This window comes from Nitrospirota bacterium, from assembly GCA_030684575.1.
In the GTDB taxonomy this organism is placed as follows: domain Bacteria; phylum Nitrospirota; class Nitrospiria; order Nitrospirales; family Nitrospiraceae; genus Palsa-1315.
In genome coordinates this window covers 332184-348581 of the sequence record JAUXVD010000008.1, presented here as the reverse complement: position 1 = coordinate 348581, position 16398 = coordinate 332184, and the positions used below count along the sequence as shown (strand labels likewise).

18 protein-coding genes and 1 pseudogene are annotated in these 16398 nt (G+C 58.1%); 6 read left to right on the top strand and 13 right to left on the bottom strand.

The window, feature by feature from the left end; translation table 11 throughout:
* The first annotated feature begins 248 nt into the window (after positions 1–248).
* Positions 249–1145: a hypothetical protein gene (locus Q8N00_04810; protein MDP2382103.1), complete on the top strand. Its 897-nt coding sequence runs from the start codon at positions 249–251 to the stop codon at positions 1143–1145.
* Positions 1146–1229: 84 nt separating this feature from the next.
* Positions 1230–1625 carry a hypothetical protein gene (locus Q8N00_04805; protein ID MDP2382102.1) on the top strand — a complete coding sequence of 132 codons (396 nt, stop codon included), beginning with the start codon at positions 1230–1232 and terminating at the stop codon, positions 1623–1625.
* 108 nt (positions 1626–1733) lie between these two features.
* Here the strand turns inward: Q8N00_04805 and Q8N00_04800 are convergent, their stop codons facing one another.
* The 11 genes and pseudogenes from Q8N00_04800 to Q8N00_04750 all read right to left on the bottom strand — a co-directional run bounded on the left by Q8N00_04800 (position 1734) and on the right by Q8N00_04750 (position 10846).
* A complete protein-coding gene (locus Q8N00_04800; GenBank protein MDP2382101.1) occupies positions 1734–2105 on the bottom strand; it encodes a hypothetical protein in 372 nt (123 codons plus the stop codon).
* Positions 2106–2391: 286 nt separating this feature from the next.
* On the bottom strand, positions 2392–3042 hold the full coding sequence (locus Q8N00_04795; protein ID MDP2382100.1) for a response regulator transcription factor: 651 nt from the start codon (positions 3040–3042) through the stop codon (positions 2392–2394).
* 8 nt (positions 3043–3050) lie between these two features.
* Positions 3051–4265, bottom strand: a complete 1215-nt coding sequence (locus Q8N00_04790) for a sensor histidine kinase (protein MDP2382099.1) — start codon at positions 4263–4265, stop codon at positions 3051–3053.
* A 223-nt stretch (positions 4266–4488) separates the two neighbouring features.
* Positions 4489–5352, bottom strand: coding sequence for a universal stress protein (locus Q8N00_04785; protein ID MDP2382098.1), 864 nt, complete (start codon positions 5350–5352; stop codon positions 4489–4491).
* Positions 5353–5387: 35 nt separating this feature from the next.
* Positions 5388–6635 (bottom strand): diphosphate--fructose-6-phosphate 1-phosphotransferase, encoded by a 1248-nt coding sequence (pfp, locus tag Q8N00_04780; protein MDP2382097.1) that lies wholly within the window; start codon positions 6633–6635, stop codon positions 5388–5390.
* 253 nt (positions 6636–6888) lie between these two features.
* Positions 6889–6984 (bottom strand): annotated as a pseudogene (locus tag Q8N00_04775) (fructose 1,6-bisphosphatase).
* A gap of 106 nt (positions 6985–7090) precedes the next feature.
* Positions 7091–8464, bottom strand: a complete 1374-nt coding sequence (locus Q8N00_04770) for a hypothetical protein (protein MDP2382096.1) — start codon at positions 8462–8464, stop codon at positions 7091–7093.
* Complete coding sequence (locus Q8N00_04765; protein ID MDP2382095.1) at positions 8448–8672, bottom strand: DUF2934 domain-containing protein; 225 nt, start codon at positions 8670–8672, stop codon at positions 8448–8450. Before Q8N00_04765 ends, Q8N00_04770 begins: the two co-directional genes overlap by 17 nt.
* Before the next feature lie 14 nt (positions 8673–8686).
* Positions 8687–9646 carry a universal stress protein gene (locus Q8N00_04760; GenBank protein MDP2382094.1) on the bottom strand — a complete coding sequence of 320 codons (960 nt, stop codon included), beginning with the start codon at positions 9644–9646 and terminating at the stop codon, positions 8687–8689.
* 170 nt (positions 9647–9816) lie between these two features.
* Positions 9817–10242: a cupredoxin domain-containing protein gene (locus Q8N00_04755; GenBank protein MDP2382093.1), complete on the bottom strand. Its 426-nt coding sequence runs from the start codon at positions 10240–10242 to the stop codon at positions 9817–9819.
* Positions 10243–10360: 118 nt separating this feature from the next.
* Positions 10361–10846: a universal stress protein gene (locus Q8N00_04750; GenBank protein ID MDP2382092.1), complete on the bottom strand. Its 486-nt coding sequence runs from the start codon at positions 10844–10846 to the stop codon at positions 10361–10363.
* Positions 10847–11386: 540 nt separating this feature from the next.
* Between Q8N00_04750 and Q8N00_04745 the strand changes: the two genes are divergently transcribed.
* Positions 11387–12067, top strand: a complete 681-nt coding sequence (locus Q8N00_04745; GenBank protein ID MDP2382091.1) for an alpha/beta hydrolase — start codon at positions 11387–11389, stop codon at positions 12065–12067.
* On the top strand, positions 12064–12927 hold the full coding sequence (locus tag Q8N00_04740; GenBank protein MDP2382090.1) for a universal stress protein: 864 nt from the start codon (positions 12064–12066) through the stop codon (positions 12925–12927). Before Q8N00_04745 ends, Q8N00_04740 begins: the two co-directional genes overlap by 4 nt.
* Before the next feature lie 340 nt (positions 12928–13267).
* On the opposite strand, the gene Q8N00_04735 is transcribed toward Q8N00_04740, so the two are convergent.
* The gene (locus Q8N00_04735; protein MDP2382089.1) at positions 13268–13795 is read right to left on the bottom strand and encodes an adenylyl-sulfate kinase; all 528 of its coding nucleotides are present in this window, start codon (positions 13793–13795) and stop codon (positions 13268–13270) included.
* 92 nt (positions 13796–13887) lie between these two features.
* Positions 13888–14976, bottom strand: a complete 1089-nt coding sequence (locus Q8N00_04730; GenBank protein MDP2382088.1) for a phosphotransferase — start codon at positions 14974–14976, stop codon at positions 13888–13890.
* A 426-nt stretch (positions 14977–15402) separates the two neighbouring features.
* Between Q8N00_04730 and Q8N00_04725 the strand changes: the two genes are divergently transcribed.
* Complete coding sequence (locus Q8N00_04725) at positions 15403–15945, top strand: HPF/RaiA family ribosome-associated protein (GenBank protein MDP2382087.1); 543 nt, start codon at positions 15403–15405, stop codon at positions 15943–15945.
* 31 nt (positions 15946–15976) lie between these two features.
* Positions 15977–16363 carry a cytochrome c gene (locus tag Q8N00_04720; protein MDP2382086.1) on the top strand — a complete coding sequence of 129 codons (387 nt, stop codon included), beginning with the start codon at positions 15977–15979 and terminating at the stop codon, positions 16361–16363.
* Positions 16364–16398: the final 35 nt, after the last annotated feature.

Here is a 16398-nt window from a genome sequence, read left to right as displayed (position 1 = left end):
CCCCGTTGACTCAGCCAGGATCGAATGATAATAATGTATTGCTGTATCAGCAGGAGAGACAATGGAGTCTCTCCATAATACCTAGGACAATGAAGTCCTTACCTGGGAAACGGGTGAGGACTTTTTTATTGAGATGAATCGCCGGGGGCAATGAGGCCTCCCCGTCGGGGCTCACTCCCTGACTTCTGGACAAGGACGTCCTCAGACCCATCGCGGTCGGGGACGTTTTTTTCTTTGAGGAGGAGCATATGAATCGCATCACAACCTCAGGCTTCAGACAACTTATTGCTATGCTGCTTGGATTCGTTGTGCTTCCAGGCTGTGCCATGACCTCACATTCCCGGTCAATGTCCACCGTCACGGCTGCCTTGTCCTACGAAATGCCTACGAAGGATGACATACAAACCATCGTGAACCTTCTCGAAAAGTCGTCGAGGCACGTACTGGGGAAACCTGTGACCCCTGACGAAAGGACCGTACCGCCCCTCACAGCGGATGCCTCGAGCCCCGTCATTCTCCAAGAACAAGTCCTCTCGCTTGAAGGGCTGGGAGAGACCGTGATCCCGTCGATCATCTGTCCCCGCGCCTTGGCATCCATGCATACACTGATACCGGGCACAGCAGGCCTTCGGCTTGTGGCAAGTTGCATCGTCGCGAGCGACACCGTCACTCGGATCTACCTGACCGACGTGACGACAGGCGAGCCGGCGCAGGCCACGCTCTCTCACGAGAGCGAAACCACGTCATTCATTTCGCGGATCGGTGAAGCTCTGAGGGATGGGCTAGAGGACCTCCGACCCGTTTCCGCACCGAGTATCCCCATCCACAGAGTTGCGTACCACTCCCCTGACACCAAGACTCACAACGGGGAAAGATCCGATCCCACGGGAGAGTCTGCGAGGGCAGACAGTCCCGACATGGTGGCTCATGCCCTGCCGAACTTGTGCTTTACTCCAAAAACCAAAGGGATTGCGGTACGGGGTCATATGGGAAGTAGCGAGGTCATTGGGAGACTGGACTCGGAATTGATCGTGCAAGAGGACGATCCTGGCAGGAATGCATTCCTGCACGTGATGACACGGGACGGTCAACCAGGGTGGGTGAAGCGAGGCGACGTGCGATGGGCCTCCTGTCCCATTGCCTAAGCCAAAAAATGCATGTAAGAGAATATCAAACAAGGAAAATTAGAATGTTGGTTCCTGATCTATCATCAGAAAAGGAGGTTCACAATGCGCACGAGCATGGCACTGTTCATCGGTCTCTTCCTGGGCGTTGCGGGAACGTGGTTCCTATTGCCGGGGCATGACACCAGTTCGCAGGCGACATCATCGGCCTGGGCACAGACGGATACCAAGGGCGCGCAAGACAAGCCCTGGACGCCAGCCGAATTAGAGGAAATCGCGAACTTCTATGACACCACGGCGGAGAACGTGGAAGATGAGGCGCTGCAATATGAGCGGGCGGCAGCCGCCATAACACCACTGACGGACACGAAAGGATTCCGTCGATCCTCCCTGAATATTGCCGCCCAATCGAAGTGGAAACAATCATCGGATCTGCGCCTCCTCGCTTCGGAACACAGAGAGAAGGCCAAGCGTATGTATGCGAAAGAGCGAAAGCAATAACAACAGTATTCTAACGGGTCTATCGCATTGTGCCGCCTCGTACAAAGGGGGCACCACGGTCTCCGTGGTGCCCCCTTTGACTGACCGACAGACTCGCTCCAAATATCTTCAGTCAGGATTCTTCTTTCCGTACATCGTTTGAGCTTTTTCGTAATGGACTGCGTAGAGTTCCTCCAGCTGATTCGCCTCACCACGTTTTTCCTGAACCGCAATCCTCAGCCCTGCACGCCGGAAGCCCTTGAGGTCCTCGTAGGGTCCGATTTTCAACGCCGCCGTTTCATAGCGGTCCGCTTCTGCGGCCAATTGCTGTGCCTTCGCCTGATAGAGCATCGACGCCGCCATGTGGTCGTCGGCGCCTGCATTGGGCCCGAGCGTACTCTCCACCTGCGTCGCAAATACACCGGTGCACCCGATGAGCCCGAGCAGGGCCGCCAACGGGACGGCTGCCAGTAAACTATATGAAGACTTCTGTACCATCATCGTTCGTCCTCCTTGTTCAGGCTTTCCGGGTAAGCCTCTACGATATGTCTGGTTATAGATTTCGCACATATTCCGCTCAGCCGGTATCGGGGGAACCCTGATACCGAGGAGGAAAACACCTGAGGAATGGGCGGGGCTAGAGGACCCGACCGGGAAAGGACCTGATATTCAGGACAATGGGGACAAAAGAAGAGAGAAGCAGATGACGGAACAGACAGCCTGGTGGTCGGGAAAAAGGAGAGCCCTCTGCGAAGAACCTGCATAGGTAGGGAGCAGGACCGGTCGGCTAACCGCCCAAGGTGACGAGCCCCTTCTTAATCGCATAGCGCACCAGGCCTGCCACATCATGGATGTCGAGCCGACGCATCAGTTCGCTCCGGTGGGTTTCGACAGTCTTGATGCTCAGATTGAGTTTGTGGGCCATCGCTTTGGTCGAGTGGCCCTCCGCGATCAATTGCAGGATTTCTCGCTGTCGAGAGGTGAGATCGTGCAGGGGACCGGCTTGCTCTTTTCGCCTAGCTACGTAGTCGTCCACGAGAGGCTTCGACACGCTTGGCGTCAGATAGGTTTCGCCGCGCATGACAGCCTTCAGCGCCAACTCCAGCTCAGCGGGCTCCGCACCTTTGAGGAGATAGCCCGTGGCTCCCGCATCGAGCGCTTGTCCCACATATTCTTCGTTCGCGTGCATTGAGAGGATGATGACCCGAACTCCGGGCCATTGCTTGACGATGCGGGCCGCGGCGTCCAAGCCATTCAACCCTGGCATCGCGATATCCATCAGCACCACATCCGGCTGCTCACGGGCCACGGCCTCGACCGCCTCATGTCCGCCACTCGCTTCCCCGATGACCGAGATGTTCGACAAGGTCTGCAGCAAGGCGCGGAGACCTGCTCGAATCAGGATATGATCGTCGGCCAATATGACTCGAATCGGCATGGCGCGTCTCAGCCTCTCTCTCTCGCTGTCTCAGGGGGCCGGAGCGGAATCCGCACATGGACTTCCGTCCCCTGACCCGGCAAGGATTCAATTGAGATTGTTCCCCCCAACGCCTGCGCCCGTTCTTGCATTCCGAGCAATCCAAGACTCGGGCGATTGGCGGCCCGGGCCGACGACTCCCGGCTGCTAAAACCGATTCCGTCGTCTCTGACGCACAGATCCAGCCACTGATCCGTCTGTCGTAAGTCCACATGAATCGTCGTCGCCTTCGCATGACGCAGGATATTGGTGATCGACTCCTGAACGATGCGAAAACAGGCCACGGCCAAGTCCGGTTCCAGCCCCTGCGGCACATGCTCGGCCTCAACCTCAGCGACCAGACCTGCCCGCTGCGCTTGACGCTCGACGTACCAGCGGACCGCCGGCGCTAACCCGAGATCGTCCAGCAGCGAGGGACGCAGATCCAACGACAGATCCCTGACTCGCTGAAGAATCTTGTCCAACATCCCCAGACTATCGTCTAAGCGCTCCTGAACGGCAGACGTATCAGCAACCCGCTGCATGGTCTGGAGATTCATCTTAATCGCGGTCACGGCCTGCCCGATTTCGTCGTGGAGATCATGCGCGAGTTGCCTGCGCTCCCGTTCCTGTACCTGCATGAGCTGGCGGGATAGGGTCTGTAGTTGCGCATGGGCCACCCGCAACGACTCCTCGGCCTCCCGCCGCGTGAGAAAGGACGAGACGCTGTCGGTCAGCGAATCGATGAGCAGACGTTCCTCGAGAAGAAATGGCCCCTCACGCTCGTTCGGCCTCTCCTCCAGATACACAACTTCAATGGAACCGCTCATGCCCTTCGCGGTCACGAGCGTAGCCCGCTGCATCCACGCCGTTTCTCGGAAAAAGGGTGTCGTCACAATCAGTCCTTCAAACCTGATACGAGCCGCCGCGACCTCAGGATATTGCCAGGCCGGTGGAATGAGGGTCACAATTTCTCGGAAGATCTCCTTCAGCGGCTTCGTGCTGCCTTGAAGCACCCGCACGACTCCGTGCAGGGCCGTCAGCTCCTTCACCCGTTCCCTGAGGTGGTGCAAGATCTCTTGTTGCGCGTCTTCTCCTGTTGGAACCTGGATGGGGATACCCGGCCTCGATGGACTCGCTGCCGTGGCTCGCTTCCCAGATTTGACGTTGGTCGGCTGGTTTTGAGGGGATTTCCGTAGGCTCATAGGGACAATCAGATATGCAAGAGGTCGGCCTTCTCGTTGGATATCCTACCGGCAATAGACAATTCAACACAACAAGGCATCGTCAGCAGGGTGCGGCGCAAGGAGAAGGGACCCCAAAACATGTTCAGGCAGAAGTGTAGCAAGCAACAACAGGACGGGAGGAGTCTGCCCGGAACAAATGGACAGGACACCCCCTCTCGAATAGACGGAAATAAATCCGGTACTATCGCACGACGAGCACCGAGCAGGTACCCTGTTGGACCACCCTGGTCGAAACGCTGCCCAACAGGAAGCGTGCAATGGCGCCCAGCCCCTTGGCCCCCATCACGATCAGATCAGCATGATGCTTGGACGCCACATTCATGATCTCCTCGGCAGGCTTCCCGAGCTGATAGACAGCCTCAGCCGTAAACCCAGCCTTGACCAGCTTCCGCATGCTTCGTTCGACCAGATGGCGCCCTGCCTCTCTCAGCTCGGGGTACTTGATGAAGGGCATCACATGGATGACGCTCACGTGAATCGGCGCACGCCCGCCCTTGCCGGTCGAACGATCCGGCTGAAAATTCTTCACCACAAACGTCAGGGCCTTGGTCGACGCGGCCGATCCATCGGTCGCCAAGGTAATCCGCCGCAGCGGCACCGCGTCCTCCTTCACGACGAGCACGGGGCAGGTCGCATGATGGATGAGATTCGTCGACACGCTGCCGAGCATGAAACGGTCGAGGGCGTCGAGGCCCTGACTCCCCACGACCAGGAGCCCGTCCCGTTTCGGCGCACGTTTCAAAATCGTCGGGGCGATCGCCCCTTGTTCCTTGCGGACCTTGCCCTTGATCTTCAGTGCCGCCAGCTGCTGTTTGGTCTCCTTGAGCGTTTTTGCCGAGCGCGCTTCCATACGCTGAACTTCTTCCTTGATGTAGCGCTCCGTTCCCGCCATCACCGGCTGCGAAAGAAACGGCGCGCGAAGCGATGCGAGATCCACCACGTGCAGCGCCGTCACGTTCGGCGGCTCCACAAACGGCAGCTTGGCCAGCCAGTTCAATCCCCATTCCCCAAACTTCGATCCATCCGTCGCCACGAGCACTTTCATATTGCCTATCCTTTCAATTGACAGTTGGTTGCATGTCAGACAACTGGCTGAAACCGCCGTTGAAAGACGCCCGGCGACAGCCCCGCGAGGCCCGCGTAGCCGCCCAATGTGACCGGATCTTTCAAGTCCTCGTCGGACAACCGGATCATGTATTGGCGCGCAATCTGATACGACTGCGCCGTGATATCCACCATCCGCACTTTCGCCCGGCCGGTCGCAGGATCCAGCATCTGCGTGAACGGGATCGGCGTAAACCGCCCATCCTGAATCGAGACCATGGCCGCCGTGCCTCCGTCGAGCAGGAACTGCGCCGCGCAATAACCAAGATCGCGGGTATATTCCATATCGAACGGAATCGGGTCCGCACAGCGCAACTCATACCCGACATTCTTGGCGACGATCGTCGTAGCCAATCCCAAAGCCTTCATGCCCTTGGCCACTTCACGCCTGAGCACATCGCCGATATCCACCTCGGCCAATCGCAGGTGGCCATGTTCATCCCGCTCGACATGATCCAACCCACCCAGGTCTTGCGGGTCGAGCATCTCGATCAGCCCTTCCGCCAACACGACCACCCCGTCTGAACGTCCTCCGCTGAGACGCTTGATCATCGTCCCGATCACGAGATCCACCAGATGCTGAAGCCTCACGGGCCGTTCCGTAAATTCCTCGGGTATCACCGTGAGGGTGGCACCGGCCGCCTTGCCGATTCCCAGCGCCAAATGACCGGCTTTCCGCCCCATGGTCACGGCGAAATACCAGCGCGCCGTCGTATGCGCGTCCACCATGAGATTCTTGACGATCTCGACGGCGAAGTGCCGGGCCGTTTGAAAGCCGAACGTCGGAATGCCGGAGGGTAAATCAAGGTCGTTGTCGATGGTCTTCGGCACATGCACAATTTGCACATGCCCTGCCGCCTGCTCTTCCAGTTTGAGCGAAGAAAAGGCCGTATCATCTCCGCCGATCGTCACCAGGCGCGTGATGCCAAGTTTCATCAAGCAAGACAAGACCGTGGCAAGCGATTCCGCCTTCTTCGTCGGATTCGCCCGCGAGGTGCCCAGATGTGACCCGCCTCGAAAATGAATGCGACTGACTTCTTCGATTGAAAGGGGGCGCACCTGACTCACGTTCCCCTCCATCAACCACTTGAATCCGTCGATGATCCCGACGACTTCGCAGCCGCCGAGGATACTGCGGATCGTGACCGCACTAATCACGCTATTGATGCCGGGAGCCGGTCCGCCCCCGACCAGGATTCCAACAGTCGCTCTCTGCAACGCCATCCGTCCTCCTAGAAAGCTGTTACGAAAGTTCGTGAGCACTCTGCAAAGACATCATGTATGCAATCACGGACAAAAACTAACACCGCAGGCTGTTCAAAATGGCCAGACTTCTCACCCGCCCAACCCTGGCGCGCCGAAACGCGCCTCGTCCCAAACAAGGCCGCAGCGAGTGAAGGCCCGAGGCGTACCCTTGCGGTACGTTGAGGGCCTGAACGACGCGAGAACGCCTCTGGCGGACTTTTTCAACAGCCTGCTAGAATTTTCCCCAGCGGCCTTCCAACTTCTTCATAAGCTGCGGCATAGTTGTATACTCCATCTCGTCACGAGGCAACCGGTGCGGCTCGAAGGGACATACCTGCGCATCCAATCCACCGACCGACATCCCACCCGGCCTCGTCGTAAGACGGATCGTCGAGTGGCCGCCTCACCAGTCGGCGGACTGTTTCAGCAGCCTGCTAATCGAGCCCCACGTGGGCTCTTAATGTATTGTAGTCAAATGCCGCCTGGCCCACGCGCCTGAGACCGGGGTCGTGGCTCTCCATGTCAGCAATCAAGGCGGCGACCTGCTCGCGACCTTCTGCCGATGTGGCCACGTGACGCGGCGTCTGGCTATCCAGCGAAGGGCAGGCCTGTTCCGCCCATTCCAAGTAGAGAGTCTCCAAAAACCCGCGCAAGAAGGCTCGATCGTCCTCTCTCGAAATCACCAACGTGAGCGGCTCCTCAACGGCCAGCTCGGACTCCTTGATCTGTCGAGGCGGGGACGCATAGGTTTCGCCACGGAAATGAAGCGAGAATCCGAACGTCGCCGCCAACGCATGTTTGATGGTATCGAGATGCTCTCGCGAATCGCACTCCACCCATAATTGGCTCGCCGTCAGGATCACCCGTGCGACCACCCGGGATTCAAGAGTCCCAGAGGTCCCTCGTTGCACAAAATGCTGCGGGGCCTTCGCCCCTGATGCGCCACTGCCGAAAGAGGCCATCGCTTCCCGCTCGAACCCTTCAAGCCCTGCAAGCAGCTCATCTATATACCCGTGCTCGTGATGCTCGTACAGCGCCAAGGCATACAGATAGGGCTGCCCCCCTTCTGTGACATAGTGAATACGTCGCACGGCATCGACGAGCGCGGCAACCCGCATACGGGCAAAGGTCCAGAGCAACACATGCCCATAGCGCTTCGCGAATTTAGGCCAATCGCCGAGCTCGAACGATCCGGCGGAAACTTCCACCTGCCGCTGATAATCCCGTACGGCGTTCAGCAGGCCCTGTCCGTCCTCCTTGGATAACCGGATCGCGGCGCCCGCAATCACCGCCCGCTCCCATTCCACATCGCCCGGCTCCCGAATCAGCCGCGTCACCAGTACTTGTCCCGGCTGTAACCCCTCGCGGAAGGCTCCGTCCGGCACGCGATAGACCCGCGCATTTCCTAGCGAGCGAAAGACCAGGCGCTGATCCCGTTCGTCGACCGATATGAATTCGACCAGATCGAGAGCCGAATGTTTCAGCGGGTCCAACCAGTCTCGTTCTTCTTGCGGAATATGCTCTGTGATGACGTCGCGCAACTGTTCGACCAACGTCACTTGCCCGTCCTGCGGATAGAAATCGGCATAGAGGACGAGATTGGCTAACGTCGTTTCCTGCTGTAGCGGGGCCATCAGAGTCCCGGCCCCACCCTCAAAATAGGGTTGGAGGGCGAGGCGCAAGGCTATCTGCGCCTGCGCGGTGAACCCCGGCTCCAACGAAAGGGATTCCAAGCGCACAAGTAGCGCCTCGAGCGAGGGGGCGAGAGGCACCCGGAAGCCGGCGGTCGTTTCACTCGCGAGCTTCATGACTTTCTTCCATCACGATGGTCCTGGCATCAAACCAATCTTCGAGATCCTGTCCGTCTCGATAGCCCCGCTCCTGCCACAGCTCACATGCTTTTCTTGAAATCCGCTCCCACAGGTTATCCGGCAGCTCCATAGATTGCGGCGATGCCGCCACAGCCGAGCGCTTCGAAGGTTTCACTTTTTCAGTCTGTTTACTCGTCCCCTTCATCACTGACTCCTTGGTTACTTGTGCGTTACAGGAAACCTTGCTGCCGGAATCACCCGGCTATGGCCTGATCCAAGCTTGAGGCTCCGCACCGTCAAGACAGGGCAGGGCGCTTTTCGCAGGACCGCCTCCGCCACGCTGCCGGAATAGGCATGCGAGATGCCGCGGCGTCCATGCGTACCCATCACGATCAGGTCGCAGGGCAGAGTCTTGGCTGAGTCTAAGATTGAATCGGCCTGCACGCCGCCCCGTAGTTGAAACGTGACAGATAGCCCCGTCATCTTGAGCGAAGAGGCCAACTCCTCCAGTCGCTTCGTCCAGGTCTCGCGCACTTGCTCGCGCGTCCTGCTCTGGCCGAGGGTAAAATCCAAGCCATAAGACACCGGCTCCAACACATGCAGCAACATGAGGGAGGCCTTGGCCTGCTGCGCCACCACTGCTGCATACTCCACGGCATCGAGAGAACATTCTGAAAAGTCGACCGGCACGAGAATGCGCTCCAGGACGATAGGCCCCGGCAGGGCCCCCTCTCCCCGCTCAGCGTCTGGCTGATCCGTTCGTACCGTCAGCACAGGGCAGGGGGCTCCGCGAATGACCCGCTCGGCAGTACTGCCCAACAAGACATGCGCAAGGCCCGTCTTGCCCTTCGTTCCGACGACGATCAGGTCTGACTCCTCCGCCTGCGCCGCGGTGATGACTTCTTCACTGGGAATACCCGTCGCGACCCTGGTCGTCACCGTCATGCCTCGCCGTTCCGCCCGGCCTTTGAGATCGACGAGCTGCGCCGACGCCTGCTTGAGTAGATCCGCCAAGTATTGCTGATTGATGGGGTAGTCGGGATTGAGCCCCGGCTGAAACTCCGCGATGCTGAGTACCGTCAAGCTCGCCTTCCACGAACAGGCAAGGGCGCAGGCATAATCCTCCGCCCGCCTGGCCCAGGGTGAGAAATCCGTCGCAAATAAAATTCGCTTAATCACAGGCGTCCTTTCCTCATTCTTCAACCCACAATCTCTAGAGGGTGCTCAAACGGTCTGTCCAGCAAGGCCGCAGCCGATGAACGCACCGGAGGCGTACCCTTGGGGTACGTTGAGGATGCGTTCGAAGCGAGAACGCAGCTGGCGGACTGTTTCAGCAGCCTGCCTCTTGCTTAGACCGCCTCCACACTCAGCAACAACAACTCACCCTTCATATTCGGATGGATCGAACAGCGGAATTCATGTCGGCCAGGCCTCGACATGTTGAACCGAATGGACGCATCCCTCTTAGGATCAAGAAACACGCCGTTCAGACCCCGTCCGTAGACGATCACTCCGTCTTTCTCGATCTGAGTGGGAATGCCTTCAAACATGGTCGAGCCAAAGTCATGCCGTTCGGCATCCTCGTTCTTCACCTTGATCACTACAGGGAATCCGAGGCGAAGCGATCCCTGCTTGGTCACAAATTTGAAGTCTTGAATCGTCACCTCAACGACTTGTTCGGACTGCGAAAAGACCGGCGCTGCCGCCTCCCACCAAAACCCACAGGTAATCGCCAGCACCAGAGCCCCTCCCCACTGCATCTTCTGACTGTTCATGTATCCCTCCCGTTAGCAAAATGATCAAAAATCCCGCCACTGGCGCGCTCGAAGCACGTGAACCGTATCTCGTGGCACGTCGTTCGTGTCCGGATTCTGACGTTTCACGCTTCACGTTTCATGAACGATGAGATTTCGCCGGCAACGGAACCGTCAACACCGGACAACCAGCAGTCCGCACCACCTTTTCAGCCGTGCTGCCGAAAAAAATCTTGTCCACGCTACCCGAACGCCCCCCATAGCTCCCCATGACGACCAAATCTACTTTTTCCGCTCGAGCCGTCTTCGCGATCTCCGTAAACGGCGTGCCCTCTAAAACCACTCGCGTCACCGCCACGCCCTCAGCCGATTCTGATTCAAGCAAACGCCGCACGTTGAGCCGGGCATGGTGGCGCAACCGCCGCTTCTGGCCCTGTGCATCTGAAGGCACCGCCAAGAGCCCCAGCTGATTGAACGTCGCCAGGGCATTCGTATCGATGACATGCACCAGCAACAGCTTGGCTTGAAACGTCCTGGCAAGGGCCAATGCAACCCGGAAGGCCTCTTCCGAGCAAGGAGAGAAATCGACCGGCACCAATATCTTCGTATAAAGCGATTCGGCCATATCACCTCCAGAGAATTGACTCATTCCCTAATATCGCAAGGCCGGTGCCACTGATATCGGCTGAAGGCTGAAGGCTGATAGCTGCGTGGAAACAACGGCTTTCTTCCTCCTCTCACGCCTTTAGCCTTCAGACTTCATATCTATCTCTGTTACGCGGGGGTGTCTTGCTACAGCGTGGCGCTTCACACTGTGGCGGAAGGCAACAGAAGCCGTGAAACGTGGACTGTTAGCCCTGAGAGGCTAGAAGACAAACAACGCCAACCGCCTCTCGCTCCTCATGATACAGCTCACCCCCTCACGGCCTGTACCCCTTCTCCAGGAGAGGCATCGGACTTGCTGACATTCATTGGCGTACAGAGTTGGAGGCAAGACGTGACACGAACACCGTGGTGGATACCGGGAACGGTCCTGCTCGGACTTGGGGTCAGCGTCTCTATTCTGTTGTTCTGCCCCACGAAATGCCATTGAACGCGGAATAGCGTTGAGCGAGAGAGACGCGAGGCTATTGTGATGACGGTTCGGCAAATGTGATGAGCGACAATGAATGAAGAGACTGTCAGAATCACACGAGGACCTCTTTCCCTTGAGGGAATCCTCGGCCTGCCAGCGGAGGCAATCGGAATAGTGGTCTTTGCCCACGGAAGCGGCAGCGGGCGATTCAGTCCACGCAACAATGCCGTCGCCCGTTATCTCCAGCAAGGACAGGTGGCCACATTGCTGCTGGACCTCCTGACCCAGGATGAAGCCGAAGACCGCCGCACGGTCTTCGACATCGACCTGTTGGCGGATCGAGTGCTGCTTGCCAAGGATTGGCTCGAACAGGACGATCGAACGAAACGCCTGGACATCGGGTACTTCGGCGCCAGTACCGGAGCAGGAGCAGCCCTGCAGGCGGCAGCCCGCGAGCCCTCCTCCATTCGGGCGGTCGTGTCACGGGGCGGCAGACCGGATCTGGCTGAACCCTACCTTCCAGCCGTCACTGCGCCGACGCTGCTGATCGTCGGTGGAGACGACGAGCCGGTCATCGAAATGAATCGAACATCTTCTCGCCTCCTCACCTGCCCGAAGCGTCTTGTGATCGTGCCAGGCGCTTCGCATCTCTTCGACGAACCCGACACACTTGAACAGGTCGCAGAGCAGGCACTCGCCTGGTTTCAGCGCTACTTTCATGCTGCCCCGCATCAGGGCGGCGTGACGACAACAAAGGAGTCGCACCGATGAAAACGTTGCTCGCCGTCGATGGATCGGATAATGCCTATGAGGCCGTTCACGTCATGAAATACCTGGCCCGGGCAGAGGAACTGACCCTGCTTCATGCCATGGACGTCCCGAGACCGGCCTATCCCATGATGGCGCCGGACGTCGCAGAGGAGCTCTACAAATCTCTCGAACAGAGCATGAGGGAGGACGGCGAGCGGCTGCTGAGTCGGGTTCAGTCCCTCCTCCCCATGCACGCAGGCCCTGTGACGAAACAGCTTCGAATCGGATCTCCATCAGAAGTCATTGTGGCGACGGCCGAAGAACAACGGGCCGATCTCATCGTGATGGGCGCACGGGGCCTTGGCCCCATCAAGGAGCGGCTGCTTGGCAGTGTGTCCCACAGCATCCTCACCCTGGCCCCCTGCGCCACGCTGATCGTCAACGGCCCGGTCAAAGCCATGAAACATATCTTGCTGCCGCTCCAGGGCCTATCAGACGCGGAAGCCGCATTTCGTTTTCTACAATTGAAACCGTTCCACGATCCGGTTGAAATCACGCTATTGACCGTCTTGCCTTCAACACAACCGCCCTGGCCCGTCGAAGCCGCCGCCGCCGAGAAACTGGAGAAGCAGGCCTTGCAGAGCGCACGCGGCTACATCGATAGCATCACAGAACGTCTCCGCGCCTTAGGTTATCAGGCGCAGGGGATCGCCGTACTGGGGACACCGTCTGCCATGATCCTCCAAGAAGCCACTAGCCGACAATCGGATTTGATTCTGATGGGCACCAGGGGCCGACAGGGCATCACCCGCTTCGTGCTCGGCAGTGTGTCTCATGCGCTGTTGCACAAGATGCCTTGTCCGGTGCTTGCGTTCCACTAAGCACCGGCTATCGGATGCTGAAAAATTCCGCCAGCTTCGTTCTCACCTCGCACGCATCCTCAACGTAGCCAGAGGCTACGCCTCCGGTGCGTGCGTCGGCTGCGGCCTTGCTGGACGGCATTTTTGAGCATCCTGCGAGAAACCACAGACATCCAACGCACCACTGAATCCAACGGGGAGAACAAACCTTCGGCAAGAAATCCCAAGGTGTGCTATACGGTCAGAAAATCAGAACTCCGCATCTTATGCGGATCAATCTAATTATTGTGCGGGCTTCGCCCGCTTCCGCTGGCAGGTGTACGGGTCGTTAGGCGGGTGATAAAACCGAGCCCTCCATCCTCTAGAGAAATTTCGTGTTGACCAAGTCGAGGATCTGGCGGGCTGCGGCGCTGGCTGTTGTGGTGGTGCTGTCGATTCGGAGGTCTGGATTGGTCGGCGCTTCGTAGGGAGATTGGAGTCCTGGGACGGTAACCGAATCGCCCCGCTGACCCTTTAGGTAAGTTCCTTTCTTGTCTCGCTCCATACAGGTCGCGAGGGGACATTCCACGGAGACCTCGATGAACCGAGGGATCACGGACCTCGCAAAGTCCCGATAGGCCCGGCGGCTCGCCGTAGCATCGAAGACCACGGTCACACCATGGGCCAGGAGCTTCTCTCCGGTGAATACCAACGCGCGATAGAAGAGATCCCGCTCCGTTTCTGAGTAAGTCGGCGTCGGCGTGATGACCCGCCTGACCTCATCGGACTCCAACACTTCGACCGTCAAACCCAGCCCTTCAAGCTGCGGCTTCAAGGCCGAGACGATCGTGCTCTTGCCCGAAGCCGGGAGACCGGTGATCCAGATGGCGAATGTCTGACCTTGTGTCATTCCATGCCCCCCTGGCTAGAGGCACAAGGCCAGAGGCTAGAGGAAACAATAATACTGCCTCTCGCCCCGAGCCCCTTGCCGCTCGCCTGCCGCTATGCGGCGCAATATTCATTCACCCTAGCAGGATCGAAGCGCGGCTCATCCAACACCTGTTCGATAAATCTGAAGATGGTCCGGCGCACTTCGATCGGCAGCTTGGGATACCAGAGGGGACTTGCCAAGACTAATCCTCGAAATGCAAAAAACGGGGCGGCCGTCTCGGTGACTGCATGGTCGTGGCTGGCTTCCATATAGCTGTCCCAAAAGAGCCGGAACAGCACTTCCAACGGCCCCTGCAGTTTGCCCCAACGACAGAGTGAGAAAAACAGATAGTTGATCGTCATCGAGGTCACGTCGTCCGCCGGCTCTCCCCATTCCCCTCGTGACCGGTCGAGCACTGAAAAATCCGTGCCTTTCCGGAACAAGACATTCCAGGGATGAAAGTCTCCGTGGACTTGCGACAGACGATGGCTCTCCCCGCGCAGGCGCCAGCGCCAGCGATTGCAGGCTTCCTCAACCCCGCGCAAGAGATCCGTCGTGATGAACCCGTAGCGGTCGGGATAACTGTCGGTCAGCCCCATAATACATTCGCCATGGCCGATCAATTCCCTGAGCCGACGCCGATAGAGGTCGGGATCGCGAAGTTTTCTGGCATGAATCTCTGCCAGATAGCGCGCCAGGGCGATCGTGCGCGCTCGATCCTGCTTCCGCAGCCTTCCGCCTTTGACTAACCGCTCCAAGTCGACATGATAGCTGCTCCCATCCATCCATTGGTTGAGGACAAAGAACTCCTGTGCCGGGGCTACCGACATAAGTTCATGATCGGCGGTAAACGCGCCGATATCGAGCGCCTTCACATGGCGCGGCAGCCGGCCATAAGAATCATAATCCCACAGCATGGCCTGCGCGCGATCCGCCATATGCTCATGGCCGAAGGGCCCCGGCTTCATGGTCCCTAGTACCGCAGACTGAATCTTCCTTCCGACTTGAAATGTCAGCTTGACCGGCGTGCCATACCCATATTGTTTATAGGTCCCCTGCGAACTTTCTTTCCCGATGGCCCCATAGGTCAACAGGGTCGCCTTGGGACCGAACCGGTCGCGAAGGTATCGTTCGATTGCCTGTCTCTTAAGAACCGCCATGATGAATTCATCACGCAAGTCACGTTCCACCAAGATATCGGGCAAGGGGCCAGAGGCTAGAGGCGAGTGGAACGTAAAAGTCCTTGAAATCTTATCTCTCTCACCCCTAGCCTCTGGCCGCTTGCCTCTCGCCTCTTGTTATTTAACTGGCGCATTGAGCTTCAGTGCCTAGGTGACTAGTGAGGAAAAATGCGCCAGTCGAAGCCAGGGCTAGGGGCATGGGCGCGGGGCTTGAGGTAAGAATAATCAGGCCCATGGCCGCTCGCCTCTCACCTCTTGCCTCCTTACGAGGACGGCACATCGCTTGCTGATATCAACCAGTAACGGGCTGCATGGTTGATCTGGTTCATCTGGTTAATTTCGTACGACAAAAACCAGATAGACCAGAGAAACCAGACAGACCAGATGAACAAGAATGGAGGCACCATGGATCTGGAAGTTGAAAGCCGAAACATCGAGATGGCCCCACGCTGGAAGAGCGAAATCGAAACGCGCATGACAGATCTCCATCAGCGGCATGAGGATTTGATCCATGGGCGAGTGACCCTCACGAAAAACCTCCATCACAAGAAATTGGCCAACGTCGCCGAGGCACTCATCGTCGTCACGCTCCCTGGTCGCCATACCATGACGGCCCGCAAGGAAGACAAGACGTTCGAAGAAGCGATCAGGACCGCCTTCGACGCCATCGTCATCGAACTCTGCAAGTACCGGGAAAAACGAGGCCGCACCGAGGTGCGCACATCTCCGGTTCCGCCCTTGCGCGGCGTGATCTGCAAACTCTTCCCAATAGAAGGCTACGGGTTCATCCTCAAGGAGGGCGGGGGGGAAGTGTATTTTCACCAACATGCGCTGAAGGGACTCACGTTCGGTGAGTTGGACAATGGAACCTCCGTGGCCTTCAACATGGAGGAGGGCGACAAGGGCCCGCAGGCGACAACCGTGCATCCATCAGCCTTTCCTGGCTGATGGAATCGATCGACAGACTGACGAAGAGGCCATGATGCAGACCATCTCTCGAACGATGGCGTTGGCATTCCATCTGACGCTCAGCATAGGACTCATCGGCCTTCTGTTCGCGCCGCTCCTCCAGGCACAAGAATATCCGGCCGATCTCACACGCGGGAAAGCCCTGTATCAGCGCAATTGCCAGGCCTGCCACGGTGTTGGAGGTTGGGGGGATGGACCGGACGCGAACAATCTCAAAGTGGCGCCGACGAATTTCCACCGTTTTATGTTTGTTCTGAAATCCGACGAAGAACTGTTGCGGACTATTGAGCACGGGGTCGTCTTCAGCCCCATGCATGCATGGCGAGGCCAGCTGACGGACGGGGAAATGCAGGACGTGGTAGCGTATATTCGCTTGTTGGCACAAGCGGCACGTTGACGCGATCGACTCACACAGCCTACACACACCATTTT

Coding starts and splice junctions, on each gene's coding strand:
- Q8N00_04755 (MDP2382093.1), bottom strand. CDS start 10,242: ATGAACAGTCAGAAGATGCAGTGGGGAGGGGCTCTGGTGCTGGCGATT.
- pfp (MDP2382097.1), bottom strand. CDS start 6,635: ATGGCGTTGCAGAGAGCGACTGTTGGAATCCTGGTCGGGGGCGGACCG.
- Q8N00_04800 (MDP2382101.1), bottom strand. CDS start 2,105: ATGATGGTACAGAAGTCTTCATATAGTTTACTGGCAGCCGTCCCGTTG.
- Q8N00_04720 (MDP2382086.1), top strand. CDS start 15,977: ATGATGCAGACCATCTCTCGAACGATGGCGTTGGCATTCCATCTGACG.
- Q8N00_04750 (MDP2382092.1), bottom strand. CDS start 10,846: ATGGCCGAATCGCTTTATACGAAGATATTGGTGCCGGTCGATTTCTCT.
- Q8N00_04810 (MDP2382103.1), top strand. CDS start 249: ATGAATCGCATCACAACCTCAGGCTTCAGACAACTTATTGCTATGCTG.
- Q8N00_04740 (MDP2382090.1), top strand. CDS start 12,064: ATGAAAACGTTGCTCGCCGTCGATGGATCGGATAATGCCTATGAGGCC.
- Q8N00_04785 (MDP2382098.1), bottom strand. CDS start 5,352: ATGAAAGTGCTCGTGGCGACGGATGGATCGAAGTTTGGGGAATGGGGA.
- Q8N00_04790 (MDP2382099.1), bottom strand. CDS start 4,265: ATGAGCCTACGGAAATCCCCTCAAAACCAGCCGACCAACGTCAAATCT.
- Q8N00_04745 (MDP2382091.1), top strand. CDS start 11,387: ATGAATGAAGAGACTGTCAGAATCACACGAGGACCTCTTTCCCTTGAG.
- Q8N00_04795 (MDP2382100.1), bottom strand. CDS start 3,042: ATGCCGATTCGAGTCATATTGGCCGACGATCATATCCTGATTCGAGCA.
- Q8N00_04805 (MDP2382102.1), top strand. CDS start 1,230: ATGCGCACGAGCATGGCACTGTTCATCGGTCTCTTCCTGGGCGTTGCG.
- Q8N00_04765 (MDP2382095.1), bottom strand. CDS start 8,672: ATGAAGGGGACGAGTAAACAGACTGAAAAAGTGAAACCTTCGAAGCGC.
- Q8N00_04730 (MDP2382088.1), bottom strand. CDS start 14,976: ATGGCGGTTCTTAAGAGACAGGCAATCGAACGATACCTTCGCGACCGG.
- Q8N00_04725 (MDP2382087.1), top strand. CDS start 15,403: ATGGATCTGGAAGTTGAAAGCCGAAACATCGAGATGGCCCCACGCTGG.
- Q8N00_04770 (MDP2382096.1), bottom strand. CDS start 8,464: ATGAAGCTCGCGAGTGAAACGACCGCCGGCTTCCGGGTGCCTCTCGCC.
- Q8N00_04735 (MDP2382089.1), bottom strand. CDS start 13,795: ATGACACAAGGTCAGACATTCGCCATCTGGATCACCGGTCTCCCGGCT.